The 16,143-nt window shown below is 60.6% G+C and carries 16 protein-coding genes and 1 pseudogene; 9 read left to right on the top strand and 8 right to left on the bottom strand.

What is annotated here, in order from left to right; translation table 11 throughout:
- Positions 1 to 26 precede the first annotated feature (26 nt).
- Entirely contained in the window at positions 27 to 1,169 is a 1,143-nt protein-coding gene (locus ACODSJ_RS11085) for an MFS transporter (protein WP_489101759.1), read from the bottom strand.
- Positions 1,170 to 1,424: 255 nt separating this feature from the next.
- Positions 1,425 to 2,918 carry an aldehyde dehydrogenase gene (locus ACODSJ_RS11090; protein WP_489101760.1) on the bottom strand — a complete coding sequence of 498 codons (1,494 nt, stop codon included), beginning with the start codon at positions 2,916 to 2,918 and terminating at the stop codon, positions 1,425 to 1,427.
- Positions 2,919 to 3,163: 245 nt separating this feature from the next.
- On the opposite strand from ACODSJ_RS11090, the gene ACODSJ_RS11095 reads away from it, so the two are divergent.
- Positions 3,164 to 3,526, top strand: a complete 363-nt coding sequence (locus ACODSJ_RS11095; RefSeq protein WP_489101761.1) for a cupin domain-containing protein — start codon at positions 3,164 to 3,166, stop codon at positions 3,524 to 3,526.
- A gap of 143 nt (positions 3,527 to 3,669) precedes the next feature.
- On the opposite strand, the gene rpmG is transcribed toward ACODSJ_RS11095, so the two are convergent.
- Together rpmG and rpmB are read right to left on the bottom strand one after the other, a co-directional pair.
- Positions 3,670 to 3,825 (bottom strand): 50S ribosomal protein L33, encoded by a 156-nt coding sequence (gene rpmG, locus ACODSJ_RS11100; protein WP_003177274.1) that lies wholly within the window; start codon positions 3,823 to 3,825, stop codon positions 3,670 to 3,672.
- An 11-nt stretch (positions 3,826 to 3,836) separates the two neighbouring features.
- The gene (gene rpmB / locus ACODSJ_RS11105) at positions 3,837 to 4,070 is read right to left on the bottom strand and encodes a 50S ribosomal protein L28 (protein ID WP_007921114.1); all 234 of its coding nucleotides are present in this window, start codon (positions 4,068 to 4,070) and stop codon (positions 3,837 to 3,839) included.
- A 438-nt stretch (positions 4,071 to 4,508) separates the two neighbouring features.
- Between rpmB and ACODSJ_RS11110 the strand changes: the two genes are divergently transcribed.
- Positions 4,509 to 6,098 (top strand): ABC transporter substrate-binding protein, encoded by a 1,590-nt coding sequence (locus tag ACODSJ_RS11110; protein WP_489101762.1) that lies wholly within the window; start codon positions 4,509 to 4,511, stop codon positions 6,096 to 6,098.
- Between the two features lie 73 nt (positions 6,099 to 6,171).
- Here the strand turns inward: ACODSJ_RS11110 and radC are convergent, their stop codons facing one another.
- Positions 6,172 to 6,846, bottom strand: a complete 675-nt coding sequence (gene radC, locus ACODSJ_RS11115; protein ID WP_489101763.1) for a RadC family protein — start codon at positions 6,844 to 6,846, stop codon at positions 6,172 to 6,174.
- A 144-nt stretch (positions 6,847 to 6,990) separates the two neighbouring features.
- Between radC and coaBC the strand changes: the two genes are divergently transcribed.
- From coaBC to ACODSJ_RS11145, 6 genes and pseudogenes are all read left to right on the top strand, one after another.
- Complete coding sequence (gene coaBC, locus ACODSJ_RS11120) at positions 6,991 to 8,199, top strand: bifunctional phosphopantothenoylcysteine decarboxylase/phosphopantothenate--cysteine ligase CoaBC (protein WP_489101764.1); 1,209 nt, start codon at positions 6,991 to 6,993, stop codon at positions 8,197 to 8,199.
- 5 nt (positions 8,200 to 8,204) lie between these two features.
- Positions 8,205 to 8,660 (top strand): dUTP diphosphatase, encoded by a 456-nt coding sequence (dut, locus tag ACODSJ_RS11125; RefSeq protein ID WP_489101765.1) that lies wholly within the window; start codon positions 8,205 to 8,207, stop codon positions 8,658 to 8,660.
- Between the two features lie 251 nt (positions 8,661 to 8,911).
- Positions 8,912 to 10,315 (top strand): annotated as a pseudogene (locus ACODSJ_RS11130) (phosphomannomutase/phosphoglucomutase); the annotation flags it as partial.
- A gap of 27 nt (positions 10,316 to 10,342) precedes the next feature.
- The gene (argB, locus tag ACODSJ_RS11135) at positions 10,343 to 11,248 is read left to right on the top strand and encodes an acetylglutamate kinase (protein ID WP_489101766.1); all 906 of its coding nucleotides are present in this window, start codon (positions 10,343 to 10,345) and stop codon (positions 11,246 to 11,248) included.
- Between the two features lie 185 nt (positions 11,249 to 11,433).
- Positions 11,434 to 12,492, top strand: a complete 1,059-nt coding sequence (locus ACODSJ_RS11140) for a type IV toxin-antitoxin system AbiEi family antitoxin (protein ID WP_489101767.1) — start codon at positions 11,434 to 11,436, stop codon at positions 12,490 to 12,492.
- The gene (locus tag ACODSJ_RS11145) at positions 12,480 to 13,349 is read left to right on the top strand and encodes a hypothetical protein (RefSeq protein ID WP_489101768.1); all 870 of its coding nucleotides are present in this window, start codon (positions 12,480 to 12,482) and stop codon (positions 13,347 to 13,349) included. The genes ACODSJ_RS11140 and ACODSJ_RS11145 overlap by 13 nt, the downstream gene beginning before the upstream one ends.
- A 16-nt stretch (positions 13,350 to 13,365) precedes the next feature.
- Here the strand turns inward: ACODSJ_RS11145 and pyrE are convergent, their stop codons facing one another.
- Complete coding sequence (gene pyrE, locus ACODSJ_RS11150; RefSeq protein ID WP_489101769.1) at positions 13,366 to 14,010, bottom strand: orotate phosphoribosyltransferase; 645 nt, start codon at positions 14,008 to 14,010, stop codon at positions 13,366 to 13,368.
- A gap of 82 nt (positions 14,011 to 14,092) precedes the next feature.
- Here pyrE and crc point away from each other — a divergent pair, with 82 nt between their 5' ends.
- The gene (gene crc / locus ACODSJ_RS11155) at positions 14,093 to 14,872 is read left to right on the top strand and encodes a catabolite repression control protein Crc (RefSeq protein WP_003177265.1); all 780 of its coding nucleotides are present in this window, start codon (positions 14,093 to 14,095) and stop codon (positions 14,870 to 14,872) included.
- Between the two features lie 78 nt (positions 14,873 to 14,950).
- Here the strand turns inward: crc and ACODSJ_RS11160 are convergent, their stop codons facing one another.
- Together ACODSJ_RS11160 and ACODSJ_RS11165 are read right to left on the bottom strand one after the other, a co-directional pair.
- Positions 14,951 to 15,568, bottom strand: a complete 618-nt coding sequence (locus ACODSJ_RS11160; protein ID WP_489101770.1) for a hypothetical protein — start codon at positions 15,566 to 15,568, stop codon at positions 14,951 to 14,953.
- Positions 15,565 to 16,137: an RNA polymerase sigma factor gene (locus tag ACODSJ_RS11165; RefSeq protein WP_489101771.1), complete on the bottom strand. Its 573-nt coding sequence runs from the start codon at positions 16,135 to 16,137 to the stop codon at positions 15,565 to 15,567. The genes ACODSJ_RS11160 and ACODSJ_RS11165 overlap by 4 nt, the downstream gene beginning before the upstream one ends.
- Positions 16,138 to 16,143 lie beyond the last annotated feature (6 nt).

Genomic DNA, 16,143 nt, shown 5'->3' on the forward strand with positions numbered 1-16,143 from the left:
GCTCCCTCGCCACAGGGTTAGGGTGTTCAGGCGGTTTGGGTCGCCCCGAACGCCCCTTGGCGAAACAGTAGAATCACCAGGCCGAACGCCCCGGCCGCCATGAACAACGGCAGCGCATGCCCACTGATCCATTGGCTGCCTGCGCCCGCCACCAGAGGACCGATCAGGCAACCGAGCCCCCACAGCTGCGCGACATGAGCGTTGGCCCTCACCAGCGCATCATCGCGATAACGTTCGCCGATCAGGATCAGCGACAAGGTGAACAAACCTCCCGCACTGGCGCCGAACAGCACCCAGAGCGGCCAGATCAGCACGGTATCGATCAACAGCGGAACCGCCAGGCTCGACAGCGTCAGCGCCACCGCGCACGTCGTCAACAGGGTCCGGCGAGACACGCGATCAGCCAGGGCGCCGATGGGCAACTGCAACAAGGCATCGCCGACCACCACAGTACTGACCATCGCCAGGGCAACGTCGGCACTGAATCCCTGGCGCAGGCAATAGACCGGCAACAAGGTGAGGATCATCGCCTCGAACGCGGCGAACAACGACACCGCCCAGGCAATTGCCGGCAAGCCCCGGCAGAACGCCCACAAATCCCCCAGCGTCACGTTGCCAGCCTCGCTGCTCGGCGCCCCGCTACGGCCCAGCAAGAGCAAAGGAGCGATCAGCAGGAGGCCGACGCCCACCCAGAATCCGTAATCATGACCGGTCCCCAGCACGCCCAACAGCAGCGGGCCAGACAGCTGGCTCAAGGCGTAGCTGCTGCCATACAGTGCCACCAGCCGCCCACGCCATTGCTCGACGACCAGTTGATTGATCCAGCTTTCACCCAGGATGAACACCAGGGTCAGGACCACGCCAATCAACAGGCGCAACACTAGCCAGACCGGATAGCTGGGCAACAACGCCAGCAATCCGATGGACACCGCGCCGCCCAACAGGCACAGGCGCATCAACGTCGCGGTGCCGAATCGCGCGGCCAGCCGGCTCGACACCTTGGCGCCGAGCAATACACCGACGGCCGGCATCGCCGCCATCACCCCGATGGCAAACGAGCCATAACCCCAGCCCTCCAGACGCAGCGATACCAGCGGCATGCTCACGCCCAAGGCCAGGCCGACGCTCAGCACAGACGCCAGCACGGCGAAGTAAGTCGCCCAACGCATGTCCACGCTCCTGTGGAGAGTTATCAAAGCACTGTGGGAGCAAGCTTGCTCGCGATGACAGCGCAACATTCAACAGAGTCGTCGACTGTCGTGCCGCTATCGCGAGCAGGCTCGCCCCCACAGAGGGTACAGATGTCGCTCTTCCAATCAATGTGGGAGCGGGCTTGCTCGCGAAAGCGGAGTGTCAGTCAACTGGGTTGTTGAATGTTAAACCGCCTTCGCGAGCAAGCCCGCTTCTCACAAAGGGAATCAGCGTCAGAGTTTGATCCAGGTCGACTTCAGCTCGGTGTACTTGTCGAAGGCGTGCAACGACTTGTCGCGACCGTTGCCCGACTGCTTGAAGCCACCGAACGGCGCGGTCATATCGCCGCCGTCGTACTGATTGACCCACACGCTACCGGCCCGCAAGGCCTTGGCGGTCAGGTGTGCCTTGGAGATGTCCTTGGTCCAGACAGCGGCGGCCAGGCCATACGGCGTGTCATTGGCAATCTGTACGGCCTCTTCGGCGGTATCGAAGGCGATGACCGACAATACCGGGCCGAAAATCTCTTCCTGGGCGATTTTCATGGCGTTGCTCACGCCGTCGAAAATCGTCGGTTCGACGTAGGTGCCACCGGTTTCCTCAAGGATGCGCTTGCCGCCGGCCACCAGTTTGGCGCCGTCGCTGTGACCGGCCTGAATGTAGGACAGCACGGTGTTCATCTGCTGGGTGTCGACCAGGGCGCCGACGTTGGTGGCAGGGTCCAATGGATTGCCCGGTTTCCAGGCCTTGAGGGCCTCGATCACTCGCGGCAGGAAGGTGTCCTTGATGGAGCGCTCCACCAACAGCCGCGAGCCTGCGGTGCAGACTTCGCCCTGGTTGAAGGCGATCGCGCTGGCGGCCGCTTCGGCGGCGGCTTGCAGGTCCGGCGCATCGGCAAACACGATGTTCGGGCTCTTGCCACCGGCTTCCAGCCAGATGCGCTTCATGTTGGATTCGCCTGCATAGATCATCAGTTGCTTGGCGATCTTGGTCGAGCCGGTGAACACCAGCGTATCGACGTCCATGTGCAGGGCCAGGGCCTTGCCAACGGTATGGCCATAGCCCGGCAGCACGTTCAGCACACCCTTCGGAATGCCGGCCTCAACCGCCAGGGCCGCGATGCGAATGGCAGTCAATGGGGACTTTTCCGACGGCTTGAGCACCACCGAGTTACCGGCGGACAACGCAGGGCCGAGCTTCCAGCACGCCATCAGCAACGGGAAGTTCCACGGCACGATCGCCCCGACAACACCCACCGGCTCGCGTGTTACCAGGCCCAATTGGTCGTGGGGAGTGGAGGCTACTTCGTCGTAGAGTTTGTCGATGGCTTCACCGCTCCAGCTCAACGCCTGGGCCGCGCCGGGGACATCGATGTTCAGGGAATCGCTGATCGGTTTGCCCATGTCCAGCGTTTCGAGCAGGGCCAGTTCTTCGGCGTTCTGCTTGAGCAGGCCAGCAAAACGGATCATCGCCGCCTTGCGCTTGCTCGGTGCCAGGCGCGACCAGGCGCCGGAGTTGAAGGTGCTGCGGGCACTCTCGACGGCACGCTGTGCGTCGGCAACGTCGCAACTGGCGACCTTGCCCAGCAGGCGACCGTCAACCGGGCTGAGGCAATCGAAAGTGTCGCCGGACACCGCATCGGTGTACTCGCCATTGATGAAGGCGCGGCCTTCGATCTTCAGGTCGCGGGCACGTTGTTCCCAGTCGGCACGAGTCAGGGTGGTCATGCGTGTGTCCTCCTCTTATTTGAGTAAGAACGCCACGCGGTGCGCAGCGCTCAAAGAATTCTGCCTAGCCAGCCCGTTTTCGGCGCTATGGGGCAGCGCTGTTTTCAACAGGGGCACCCGCCACCCTAAACCAGCGGCCGGTCCTGTTTCAATATATTTGACAAGACCCGGGTAAACCGCCTTGCGATGTTCGTTTTAATAAACATAGACTCGAAACCTTCCGACTTATCACTGGGATTACAAGCATGAGCATCCAGGACATCGTCGATTTCAGCCAGGCCATCACCGCCGCCGATCGCTATCGCCCGGACCCGGCCAAAGTGCTCAAGGGCGACCCCGAACAAGCCGTGTTCAACCACTACAACAGCCCGTGCGGACAAATGAATGCAGGCGTGTGGGAAGGCGCCGTGGGCCAGTGGACAGTCAACTACACCGAGCACGAATATTGCGAGATCGTCCAGGGCGTCTCGGTCTTGCGCGACAGCGAGGGCAACGCCAAGACCCTGCGGGCCGGTGATCGCTTCGTGATCCCGGCGGGCTTCAAGGGCACTTGGGAAGTGCTGGAGCCGTGCCGCAAGATTTATGTGGTGTTTGAACAGAAGGCCTGAGGATTTGCATCGTTAGACCTGGCCTCATCGCGAGCAGGCTCGCACAGGGATTTGCGATGAGGCCCCGACGGCACCAAAAATCCGGCAACAAAAAAGGCCCGTATCTCGCGATACGGGCCTTTTTCGTAAGAGGGAAAAATCAATTACTTGATTTTGCCTTCCTTGTAGATCACGTGCTTGCGAACAACCGGATCATATTTCTTGATCTCGATTTTGTCCGGGGTAGTACGCTTGTTCTTGTCGGTAGTGTAGAAGTGACCAGTACCGGCGCTCGAGATCAAACGAATCAATTCACGCATGATTAGCTCCCTTAAACCTTGCCATCGCGGCGAAGTTCGGCCAGCACGACATCAATGCCGCGCTTGTCGATGATACGCATGCCTTTGGCAGATACGCGCAGACGTACAAAACGTTTCTCGGACTCAACCCAGAAGCGGTGATGCTGCAGGTTCGGCAGGAAACGACGACGGGTTTTGTTGTTTGCGTGGGAAATGTTATTCCCAGTTACCGGACCCTTACCGGTAACTTGACAGACTCTAGACATGCCTCAGCCCTCTAAAACCACATGCCCAACCCGGCATGGGTTGGCCGCTTAATCTCTCAGTCATTTGGCGCCAGGCGCCGCGTTTCTTTAAGGGTCTTACCGGCTACACCTACAGTGAAGGAACCGGGCCCCTAGAAAAGAGCGCTGCTTTATACCAGAAAGACCACAGGGCAACAACAGCCGATGTGATTTGTCTTCATGGGAAATGCTCGACCGACCGTTCCGAAGGGCTGGGGCAAGGGCTGGCGCCACCGTTGACCGCTCGTCGCGGCAGACGGTTTTCAGGGGTCGACGACCGACCTTGACCATCGATACACCGGCACAAGGGCCCGAAAAATGCAAAAAGGGGATAGTCATTTGCCAGCGGCCCCACTAGGGTAGGCGTTTTCCAGACTGCACTCGCAGATGGGCCTCCGACCTGCACAGGAAAACCTACCCATGCGCCTCGCCGCCCTCCCGCTGTTGCTCGCCCCTCTGCTGATCAGCCCGTTGGCCCATGCCGCCGCCCTGAGCGTCTGTACCGAGGCCAGTCCGGAAGGTTTCGACGTGGTCCAGTACAACTCGTTGACCACCACCAACGCGTCCGCCGACGTGCTGATGAACCGCCTGGTCGATTTCGACACCGCCAGTGGCAAAGTGGTCCCCAGCCTGGCCGACAGCTGGGAGGTCTCGACCGACGGCCTGAGCTACGTGTTCAAGCTGCGCCCGCAGGTCAAGTTCCATCGCACCGAGTACTTCACCCCGCGCCGCGACCTGAGCGCCGAGGATGTGAAGTTCAGCTTCGAGCGCATGCTCGACCCGGCCAACCCTTGGCACAAAATCGCCCAGAGCGGTTTCCCGCATGCCCAATCCATGCAACTGCCAGCGCTGATCACCAAGATCGATGCCCTCGACCCGCTGACCGTGCGCTTTACCCTCGACCATCCGGATTCGACGTTCCTGGCGACGTTGAGCATGGGCTTTGCGTCCATCTATTCCGCCGAATACGCCGATCAGTTGATGAAGGCCGGTACGCCGGAAAAGCTCAATAGCCTACCCGTCGGCACCGGCCCGTTCGTTTTCAGCCGATTCCAGAAGGACGCCTCGATTCGCTACAAGGCCAACGGTGATTATTTTGCCGGCAAGCCGCAGGTCGACCCGCTGATCTTCGCCATCACGCCGGACGCCAATGTGCGCCTGCAGAAGTTACGGCGCAACGAATGCCAGATCGCCCTCTCGCCCAAGCCGCTGGACGTCCAGGCCGCCCGGAAGGAACCCACGTTGAGCGTGGCCCAGACCGACGCCTTCATGACCGCATTCGTGGCGATCAACAGCCAGCATCCTCCGCTGGACAAGCCTGAGGTGCGACAAGCCATCAACCTCGCCTTCGACAAGGCGACCTACCTCAAGACCGTCTTCGAAGGCACCGCCGAAGCCGCCAATGGCCCGTATCCTCCAAACACTTGGAGCTACGCCAAGAACTTGCCCGGCTACGACCATGACCCGGTCAAGGCGCGCGAGCTGCTGGCCAAGGCCGGCTTGAAGGAAGGCTTCCAGACCACCATCTGGACCCGCCCCTCCGGCAGCCTGCTCAACCCCAACCCCAGCATCGGCGCACAGTTGCTGCAGTCCGACCTGGCGGAAATCGGCATCCAGGCCGAGATCCGGGTGATCGAGTGGGGCGAGCTGATCCGTCGCGCCAAGGCCGGCGAGCATGACCTGCTGTTCATGGGCTGGGCCGGCGACAACGGCGACCCGGACAACTTCCTCACCCCGCAATTTGCCTGCGCGGCGGTCAAGTCCGGCACCAACTTCGCGCGTTACTGCAACACGGACCTGGACAAGCTCATCAGTGCCGGCAAGACCACCAGCGAACAAGGCGTGCGCACCAAGCTCTACGAGCAGGCCCAGGCGCACATCCAGCAACAGGCCTTGTGGCTGCCCTTGGCCCACCCCACCGCCTTCGCCCTGGTGCGCAAGGACGTGCAGGGATACTCGGTCAGCCCGTTCGGGCGGCAGGATTACTCAAGGGTCAGCTTCAAGCCATAAAATGCAAGCTGCAAGCGCAAGTCAAGAGCAGGTGCGCACAGCTCTGACTTGCAGCTCGCAGCTTGCCGCTGCCTTAGATCCACCCATGCTCCGCCATCGACAGCGGCTCGCCGTCACCGACGATGATGTGGTCGAGTACGCGCACATCGATCAGATCCAGCGCATCCTGAAGCCGTTCGGTCAGTAGCCGGTCGGCCTGGCTGGGCTCTGTATCGCCCGAAGGGTGGTTGTGACACAGGATCAGCGCGGCGGCGTTGTGGGCCAGCGCCCGCTTGACCACCTGCCGGGGATGAACGCTGGCGCTGTCGATGGAGCCGCGAAACAGCGCCTCGAAGGTCAGCACCTGGTGCTTGGAGTTGAGAAACAGGCAACCGAACACCTCGTGAGGTTCGTGGCGCAACAGCGATTTCAGGTACTCACGGACCGCGAACGGGTTCTCTAGCGTGGTTTTTTCCCGTGTCCGTTCGGCCAAGTGCCGACGGCTCATCTCCTGCGCCGCTTGCAGTTGGGCAAACTTCGCCGGTCCGAGCCCCACGTGATTGCTGAAGGTGATCTGATCGGCTTCAAGCAACGCGCGTAGGCTGCCAAATTGAATCAAGAGTTGTCGCGCCAGATCCACGGCACTTTTGCCCGACACCCCGGTTCGTAAAAAAATCGCCAGCAGCTCGGCGTCCGAAAGACTCCCCGCCCCCAACGCCAATAACCTCTCCCGCGGACGTTCCGCCGCGGGCCAATCGCGAATGCTCATAGCCTCTCCCTGATCATGGGCGCCGCTGTTCCATAGCGGTCGCTGTGATATCGTAGCCCATCTTTTTTGCAGGCGATTTGCACCCCGGCAGGCTGCTGACCGAGGTTCGCCTTGCACTGACCACTGAAATCCAAAGGCAGGCTTATGCAGCGGCTGTATCGAAAACGCATCGTTCTGGGCGTCGGCGGCGGCATTGCTGCCTACAAGAGCGCCGAGCTGGTCCGCAGGCTTATCGACCAGGGCGCGGAAGTTCGGGTCGTGATGACCCGCGGCGGCAGCGAGTTCATCACCCCGCTGACCATGCAGGCCCTGTCCGGCCATCCGGTCCACCTGGATTTGCTCGACCCTGCGGCAGAAGCCGCCATGGGTCATATCGAACTGGCCAAATGGGCCGACCTGGTGCTGATCGCGCCAGCAACGGCCGATCTGATCGCCCGCCTGGCCCAAGGCATCGCCGATGACCTGCTGACCACCCTGGTGCTCGCCACCGACGCGGTGGTCGCCGTCGCACCGGCCATGAACCAGGCCATGTGGCGCGACCCGGCCACCCAGGCCAACCTGCAATTGCTCCAAAGCCGCGACCTGAAAGTCTTTGGCCCGGCCTCTGGCAGCCAGGCCTGCGGCGACGTCGGCATGGGGCGCATGCTCGAAGCCACCGAGCTGGCCCAATGCGCCGCCGATTGCTTCAAGCGCCAGGCCCTGACCGGCAAGCATGTGTTGATCACCGCCGGGCCGACCCAGGAAAATATCGACCCGGTGCGCTACATCACCAACCACAGTTCCGGAAAGATGGGCTTCGCCCTGGCCGAAGCCGCCGTGGAAGCCGGCGCCCGGGTCACGCTGATCACCGGCCCCGTGCACTTGCCGACGCCGGACCGGGTCACGCGCATCGACGTGGTCAGTGCCCGCGACATGCTCGCGGCCTGCGAAGCGGCCATCCCGTGCGACCTGTTCATCGCCTCTGCAGCGGTCGCGGACTACCGTCCCGAGGTCATCGCCCCGCAGAAATTGAAGAAAGACCCTACAAGCGGCGACGGGCTGCTGCTCCAAATGGTGCGCAATCCGGATATCCTGGCGACCATCGCGACCCGCCCCGACCGTCCGTTCAGCGTCGGCTTCGCCGCCGAGACCGAGCACCTGCTCGATTACGCCGCGCGCAAGCTCAAGGACAAGAACCTGGACCTGATCGTCGCCAACGACGTCGCCAACCCGAGCATCGGCTTCAACAGCGAAGAGAACGCCTGCAGCGTGATCGACCGCCAATTGCACGCCACCCTTTTCGCCCAGACCAGCAAGGGCAAGATCGCCCGCCAGCTGATCACCTTCATCGCCGAACGGCTGAACCAGGTTTAATAGTCATGCACGCTCTACAAGCCAAGATCCTCGACCCACGCATCGGCAGCGAATTCCCGCTGCCGCAATACGCCACACCGGGCTCCGCCGGCCTCGACCTGCGGGCCATGCTCAAGCAGGACACGCTCCTGGAGCCAGGCCAGACCTTGCTGATCCCCACCGGCCTGTCGATCTACATCGGTGACCCGGGCCTGGCCGCCCTGATCCTGCCACGCTCTGGCCTGGGCCATAAGCACGGCATCGTGCTGGGCAACCTCGTCGGCCTGATCGACTCCGATTACCAGGGCGAGCTGATGGTGTCGTGCTGGAACCGCGGCCACACCACCTTCAACATCGCCGTGGGCGAGCGCATTGCCCAACTGGTGCTGGTGCCGGTGGTCCAGGCCCACTTCGAGCTGGTACAGGAATTCGACGAAAGCCAGCGCGGCGCGGGCGGTTTCGGGCACTCCGGCAGCCATTGATCCGGGTATCAGGCCGGGTGTTCTGCCCGGCCCGTTTATTAAGCTTCTGTTTCAGGACGACAAATGCGCACAGGGCTGGCGGCGAGCTTTCCCAACAGGAATCAAGGTATTAGGCGAGTGAATCGAATGTAACGCTGCCTCATGGCACTTTCACACCACGAACTCTCTGTCAAAAACGCCGTCATACCCTTCAGCTTGAGCCTGCCAGCGCATTTCGCTGGCCTGTCCAATCACCTTCCTGATAGAGCGCCCCATTCATGAACACCCCAGCCGCAATCGCCCCGATCTTCCCTGAGAGCATCTTCCGCGCCTACGACATCCGTGGTGTGGTACCGGAAACCCTGACCGCCAAAACCGCGTACTGGATCGGCCGTGCCATTGGCTCCCAGAGCCTGGCCCAGGGCGAACCGAACGTGTGCGTGGGCCGTGACGGCCGCTTGTCGGGCCCTGAGCTGGTCGAACAGTTGATCAACGGTGTGGCCGACAGCGGTTGCCACGTCAGCGACGTGGGCCTGGTGCCGACTCCGGCGCTGTATTACGCCGCCAACGTGCTGGCCGGCAAATCCGGCGTGATGCTCACCGGCAGCCACAACCCGTCGAACTACAACGGCTTCAAGATCGTCATCGCTGGCGACACCCTCGCCAACGAGCAGATCCAGGCCCTGCACACCCGCCTCAAGACCAACGATCTGAGCAGCGGCAAGGGCAGCGTGACCAAGGTCGACATCCTCCCGCGCTACAACGACGAGATCGTCAAGGACGTGAAACTCGCCCGGCGCCTGAAAGTGGTGGTCGACTGCGGCAACGGCGCGGCCGGCGTGATCGCCCCACAACTGATCGAAGCCCTGAACTGCGACGTCATCCCACTGTTCTGCGACGTCGACGGCAACTTCCCTAACCACCACCCGGATCCGGGCAAGCTGGAAAACCTCGAAGACCTGATCGCCAAGGTCAAGGAAACCAACGCCGATCTGGGCCTGGCCTTCGACGGCGACGGCGACCGCGTCGGCGTGGTGACCAATACCGGCAGCGTCGTGTTCCCGGACCGCCTGCTGATGCTGTTCGCCAAGGACGTGGTGGCACGCAACCCCGATGCCGAGATCATTTTCGACGTCAAGTGCACCCGTCGCCTGGTGCCGCTGATCAAGGAATACGGCGGGCGCCCGCTGATGTGGAAAACCGGTCATTCGTTGATCAAGAAGAAAATGAAACAGAGCGGCGCCCTGCTGGCCGGTGAGATGAGCGGCCACATCTTCTTCAAGGAACGCTGGTTCGGTTTCGACGACGGCATCTACAGCGCCGCGCGCCTGCTGGAGATCCTCAGCCAGGAAAAATCCACGGCAGAGGAGTTGTTCGCGACCTTCCCGAACGATATTTCTACGCCGGAAATCAATATCCATGTGACCGAAGAGAGCAAATTCAGCATCATTGATGCACTGCACGACGCTCAATGGGGCGAAGGCGCCGAACTGACCACCATCGACGGTGTGCGGGTCGACTATCCCCATGGCTGGGGCCTGGTTCGCGCATCCAACACCACGCCGGTGCTGGTATTGCGTTTCGAGGCCGATAACGAGGCCGAACTGCAGCGCATCAAGGATGTGTTCCACACCCAACTCAAACGTGTTGCACCCGATCTCCAACTACCGTTTTGATTATTTGAAGCACTACCGGAGCCCTGAATGACCCTCGAACGCGAAGCCGCCGCCCATACCGCCCAGGTCCTGTCCGAAGCATTGCCTTACATCCGACGCTATGTCGGCAAGACCCTGGTGATCAAATACGGCGGCAACGCGATGGAAAGCGAGGAGCTGAAAACCGGCTTCGCCCGCGACATCGTGCTGATGAAGGCCGTGGGCATCAACCCGGTGGTGGTGCACGGCGGTGGTCCGCAGATCGGTGACCTGCTCAAGCGCCTGTCCATCGAAAGCCACTTCATCGATGGCATGCGCGTGACCGACGCGCAGACCATGGACGTGGTGGAGATGGTCCTCGGCGGCCAGGTCAACAAGGACATCGTCAACCTGATCAACCGTCATGGCGGCAGCGCCATCGGCCTGACAGGCAAGGACGCCGAGCTGATCCGCGCGAAGAAACTCACCGTCAGCCGCCAGACGCCGGAGATGACCCAGCCGGAAATCATCGACATCGGTCAGGTGGGCGAAGTGGTCGGCATCAACACCGACCTGCTCAACCTGCTGGTCAAGGGCGACTTCATCCCCGTGATCGCCCCTATCGGCGTGGGCGCCAACGGCGAGTCGTACAACATCAACGCCGACCTGGTGGCCGGCAAGGTGGCCGAAGCGCTGAAAGCTGAAAAGCTGATGCTGCTGACCAACATCGCCGGCCTGATGGACAAGTCGGGCAAGGTCCTGACCGGGCTGTCGACCCAACAGGTCGATGACCTGATCGCCGACGGCACCATCTACGGCGGCATGCTGCCGAAGATCCGCTGTGCGCTGGAAGCGGTGCAAGGCGGCGTCGGCAGCTCGCTGATCATCGACGGTCGGGTACCGAACGCGATCCTGCTGGAGATCTTCACCGACACCGGCGTGGGCACGTTGATCAGCAATCGCAAGCGTCCGTAAGCGATACCGGTAAAAAAAGACCCCGCTCAACCTGGTTGAGCGGGGTCTTTTTTTGCCTTGCTCCCCCGGTATTTCAGTAAAAAATCCTATTTCAGCTATTGCTGAAAATGCCATTCCTAGTGAAATCTCTAGACGCTTTTCACCAGATAGGCTAATTTCAGCACTTGCTGAAAAGAGGAGCATCAATGAAATCGCTCGAAATAAGCTCAAAAGAGGCTCTCCACGTCTTGCTGAGCAAAATATCGATCATTGAGATAAAAAGCTTCAAAACCACGCCGTCAGCCAGAAGCTGGGCACCCGATTTCATTATTGAGATAAACGTCTCAGGGAAATCCCATTCACTGGCCTGCGAGATAAAGTCCAGTGGACAACCCAGATTCGTAAGTGCAGCCATACTTCAGCTTCGTAACTACGTGAATGAGCGGGACACCGAGGCCACGCCTGTCGTTATAGCCCCCTATCTTTCCCTTGCCGCCAGACAGGCATGCCGGGAAAAAGGTGTCGGCTATCTGGATCTGGAGGGCAACGCCTGGCTTTCGTTCGAGGGTGTATCCATCGACCATCAAGTCGCCGAAAAGCCACCCTCGGAACACAGGGAACTGAAGTCCCTCTTCAAGCCAAAATCAGCGCAGATCCTTCGTACGATGCTGCGCGAACCCGATCATGCATGGCGGGTGGTAGAACTCTCCCAAGCTGCCGGAGTGAGCTTGGGCCATGTCAGTAATGTACGCACGGCCCTACTTGATCGGGAATGGGGCCAAGCCACGAGCGATGGATTTTTCCTGTGCGATCCTCAATCACTTCTGGATGCGTGGGTCCAAGCTTATGAACCCCCAAACGGGGAACGTAAGAAGTTCTATACCACCTTACACGGTGCTGCCCTGGAAAATGCGGCACGGAACGTAGTCAGTGAACAGAGCCAGGGGCGCGCGGTTTTTTCCTCATTTTCCGCTGCACAATGGCTGGCCGCCTACGCCCGAATGAGCACGAATTACTTTTATGCGGACAGCGAAGGACTGGAAAAGCTAATCAGCGCCCTACAGTTGGTGCCGACAACCCAAGGCGAAAATGTGGTGATCACCCTACCCAAGGACGAAGGCCTTCTTTTGGATGTCATCGAGGCGGCGCCCGGTGCGATATGCACCAGCCTTGTTCAAACCTATTTGGATCTATCCATTGCCGGAGAGCGCGCAAAGGAAGCAGCCGAATATCTACGCCAGGAAAAACTGACATGGCCCCGTTAGTACCGCAGGAGCCTCAATCTGCCTTGGATTATGAAGACAGGACGACGACCGCAGTGAAAGCGGTGCTCATCGAAATGGGGCAGATCCTGGGTAGTTTCAGGGGTAAGTTCGCAGTAATCGGCGGCGCAGTGCCATGGCTACTCCTGGCAAATAGCGATATGCAGCATGTCGGTACGCTCGATGTCGATCTGAGTCTCGATGCAGAAGCACTTGGCGATGGTGAGTATGCAACTCTGGTCGAGGCCCTGATGGGAAATGGATACGAGCAGAGAGTCGGGCTACGGCGCTTCCAACTCGTCCGTCAAGTTCCCGTGAGCGATAGAGGAGCCCCGATAGATGTGATCGTGGACTTCTTGATGCCACGCGATGCCGAGATCATCCAAAACAAGCCACCCATTCTTAATGACTTTGCAGTTCAACGCGCCGACGGCGCCGACTTGGCAACTCGGTTCTATCAGATGGTTGCCATTGAAGGGCCGATGCCCACCGGTGGTACGAATCGCGTCGAGGTTGCCGTATGCTCGATTCCGGCATTGCTGGCGATGAAGGGGTACGCGCTTAACGGCCGACACAAGCAAAAAGATGCCTACGACATCTACTATTGCGTCCGTAATTATCCAGGTGGCATAGCGGCACTCGCAGAAGAATGCCAACCCGTTCTTGAAACTGGAAGTGGCGAGCAAGGCTTCCTATATATTTGCCAGAAATTTGATGTCGCGGATGGCTATGGCCCGACGTCCGTAAGGCGGTTTGTCGAAGACAGCCAGATCCTTGAGGATCGGACACCAGATCAGTGGCAACAGGATGCTTTCGGACAAGTAGATGCCTTACTGCGCGCCCTTCGCCTGCGACAGTGAAGACATCTATTAATGTCTACACGCCGAACTGCGCTCGATAAGCCTCGACCGCCGGCAAATGCTGCTTGAGCTGGGGATCGTCGGCCAGGAACTCCAACACCTGGTTCAGCGACACGATGCTGATCACCGGGATACCGAAGTCGCGTTCCACTTCCTGGATCGCCGACAGTTCGCCGTTGCCGCGTTCCTGGCGGTTCAGGGCGATGAGCACGCCGGCTGCCTTGGCGCCTTCCTGGGAACCGATGATCTGCATCACTTCGCGGATGGCGGTACCGGCAGTGATCACGTCGTCGATGATCAGCACTTCACCGGTCAGCGGTGCGCCCACCAGGCTGCCGCCTTCGCCATGGGCTTTGGCTTCCTTGCGGTTGAAGCACCAGGGCAAGTCGCGACCGTGGTGTTCGGCCAGGGCGACGGCGGTGGTGGCGGCTAGCGGGATGCCTTTGTAGGCGGGGCCGAACAGCACGTCGAACGCGATGCCGCTCTCGACGATGGCCGCCGCATAGAACCGGCCCAGTTGCGCCAGGGCGCTGCCACTGTTGAACAGGCCGGCGTTGAAGAAGTACGGGCTGGTGCGTCCGGACTTGAGGGTGAACTCACCGAAGCGCAAAACGCCGCGATCGATGGCAAAACGAATGAAATCGCGCTGATACGCCTGCATGAAAAAAGCCTCAAATACCGCGGATTTAGCTAAATAGGTACACGGCGTGTATCATACACGCACGTGATTTTTGGGGCCATTTATGCGGATCATCAGTGTGAACGTCAATGGTATTCAGGCTGCAGTGGAGCGTGGTTTGCTCAGTTGGCTGCAAGCACAGAATGCCGACGTCATCTGCCTGCAGGACACCCGCGCCTCCGCCTTTGAACTGGACGATGCAGCCTTCCAACTGGATGGTTACTTCCTTTATGCCTGCGATGCCGAAGTCCCCGCCCAGGGTGGCGTGGCCTTGTACTCGCGGCTGCAACCGAAGGCTGTCATCAATGGTCTCGGTTTCGAGACGGCGGACCGCTACGGGCGCTACCTGCAAGCCGATTTCGACAAGGTCAGCATCGCGACCTTACTGCTCCCGTCGGGGCAGAACGGCGATGAAGATTTGAACCAGAAATTCAAGTTGATGGACGACTTCGCCCGTTACCTGGATAAACAACGACGCAAACGTCGCGAGTACATCTATTGTGGCTCGCTGTACGTGGCGCAGCAGAAGCTGGACATCAAGAACTGGCGCGACAGCCAGCAATCGCCTGGATTCCTGGCGCCGGAACGGGCCTGGATGGACGAGATCGTCGGCAACATGGGCTATGTCGATGCCCTGCGCGAAGTCAGCCGTGAAGGCGACCAGTACAGCTGGTGGCCGGACAACGAACAGGCCGAGATGCTCAACCTCGGCTGGCGCTTCGACTACCAGTTGCTGACGCCTGGGCTGCGCCGCTTCGTACGCAGCGCCCGCCTGCCGCGCCAGCCGCGGTTCTCGCAGCATGCGCCGCTGATCGTGGATTACGATTGGACGCTGACGATCTGAGCATCGTTGCGCAGCTTGAAAAAAAACCGACAGTCAATGTCGGTTTTTTTTCGTCGCGGCTTTGTCATCATTGTTTTCTCAGCGCTTTTGCAACGCCTCCAACCGGGCCGGCAAGTCCTCCTTGGGAAAGCGTTTGTGCAGCTTGAGCAGTTCTTCATCGGCCTTTTTGCTGTCACCCGCCTGGCGCAAGCGCAGGATGTGCAACAGGCCCTGTTCCAACGACGGCTGGGCAGCAGCCGTACGCTTGCTCATCTTCGCCGCAGGCTCATCCGCCGGAGCGGGCTCGGGGCTCAGCGAGCCTTGGAGCATGTCGGCCTGGGGCTTCATCGCAGTCATCGGCGCAGGCGCGGGCATGACAATGGGCGCGGCGGGCGCAACCAGCGCCTCCTGCTGGCGGGCAGAAAACTCCATGGAGGCGGGCGACGACAATTCGCCTTGGGGTACCGGCGAACGCACCACCAAACCGATGACCAGCGCGATCCCCGCCACCGAGGCGAATGCCATTTGCCAGCGCGGCCGTTGGCAGGCCCGCAACCAGCGTTGCCACAGGTTCGCAGCAGGCGTCGGGACCTCCCGGCGGGCGGCAGCCAGGATGAGGGCATCCAGGGACGCCGGCGGCTCACCGGCAGCGTGTTGACGAAAATGCTCGACCATCCCTTCGTCAGCGGGTTGCGAGGTGTGTCGGGAATCAATCATGCGGGTACCTCCTCGACCAGCAGGCGTTGCAACTTCTGCTGGGCGTAACGCAAGCGGCTTTTTACCGTTTCCAATGGGGCGCCGGTCAAGGCAGCGATCTGCGGCAAGTCCAGGTCACCGTGCAGGCGCAACAGGAACACCTCCCGCTGGTCCTCGGGCAGGGCTTGCAACGCGGCCTCCAACCGGCCCTGATCGCGGCTCAGGCTCAACTGGCGTTCGGGGCCACCGGTCTCGTCGCACTGGACATGCAGTTGCTCATCGTAAGGGTCATGCAACGGGCTGTGGATGCCGTGCCGACGCCACTGGTCGATCAACCGATTGCGGGCAATCTGGAACAGCCACGTACGAAAACTCGCCCGTCCCTGTGGCTGCGTGGTGCTGCGGATCAAACTGAGCCACGTCTCCTGGAAGACTTCCTCGGCCAGTTCGGCTTTATTGCTCAACGACATGAGAAAACGATAAAGCCCCTGGCGATGACGGGCGTACAGGGCCTCGAAAGAAGCCCCGTCGCCATCGCGGTAGCGGGCCAGCAGCGATTCGTCGCTGAGAGAATCAAACGGCGCACGCATTGTAGG

The sequence above is a fragment of the Pseudomonas sp. FG6 genome, from assembly GCF_057809015.1.

Coding starts and splice junctions, on each gene's coding strand:
- ACODSJ_RS11090 (WP_489101760.1), bottom strand. CDS start 2,918: ATGACCACCCTGACTCGTGCCGACTGGGAACAACGTGCCCGCGACCTG.
- ACODSJ_RS11140 (WP_489101767.1), top strand. CDS start 11,434: ATGAAATCGCTCGAAATAAGCTCAAAAGAGGCTCTCCACGTCTTGCTG.
- ACODSJ_RS11110 (WP_489101762.1), top strand. CDS start 4,509: ATGCGCCTCGCCGCCCTCCCGCTGTTGCTCGCCCCTCTGCTGATCAGC.
- ACODSJ_RS11165 (WP_489101771.1), bottom strand. CDS start 16,137: ATGCGTGCGCCGTTTGATTCTCTCAGCGACGAATCGCTGCTGGCCCGC.
- crc (WP_003177265.1), top strand. CDS start 14,093: ATGCGGATCATCAGTGTGAACGTCAATGGTATTCAGGCTGCAGTGGAG.
- dut (WP_489101765.1), top strand. CDS start 8,205: ATGCACGCTCTACAAGCCAAGATCCTCGACCCACGCATCGGCAGCGAA.
- coaBC (WP_489101764.1), top strand. CDS start 6,991: ATGCAGCGGCTGTATCGAAAACGCATCGTTCTGGGCGTCGGCGGCGGC.
- rpmG (WP_003177274.1), bottom strand. CDS start 3,825: ATGCGTGAATTGATTCGTTTGATCTCGAGCGCCGGTACTGGTCACTTC.
- ACODSJ_RS11085 (WP_489101759.1), bottom strand. CDS start 1,169: ATGCGTTGGGCGACTTACTTCGCCGTGCTGGCGTCTGTGCTGAGCGTC.
- ACODSJ_RS11095 (WP_489101761.1), top strand. CDS start 3,164: ATGAGCATCCAGGACATCGTCGATTTCAGCCAGGCCATCACCGCCGCC.
- pyrE (WP_489101769.1), bottom strand. CDS start 14,010: ATGCAGGCGTATCAGCGCGATTTCATTCGTTTTGCCATCGATCGCGGC.
- rpmB (WP_007921114.1), bottom strand. CDS start 4,070: ATGTCTAGAGTCTGTCAAGTTACCGGTAAGGGTCCGGTAACTGGGAAT.
- ACODSJ_RS11160 (WP_489101770.1), bottom strand. CDS start 15,568: ATGATTGATTCCCGACACACCTCGCAACCCGCTGACGAAGGGATGGTC.
- radC (WP_489101763.1), bottom strand. CDS start 6,846: ATGAGCATTCGCGATTGGCCCGCGGCGGAACGTCCGCGGGAGAGGTTA.
- ACODSJ_RS11145 (WP_489101768.1), top strand. CDS start 12,480: ATGGCCCCGTTAGTACCGCAGGAGCCTCAATCTGCCTTGGATTATGAA.
- argB (WP_489101766.1), top strand. CDS start 10,343: ATGACCCTCGAACGCGAAGCCGCCGCCCATACCGCCCAGGTCCTGTCC.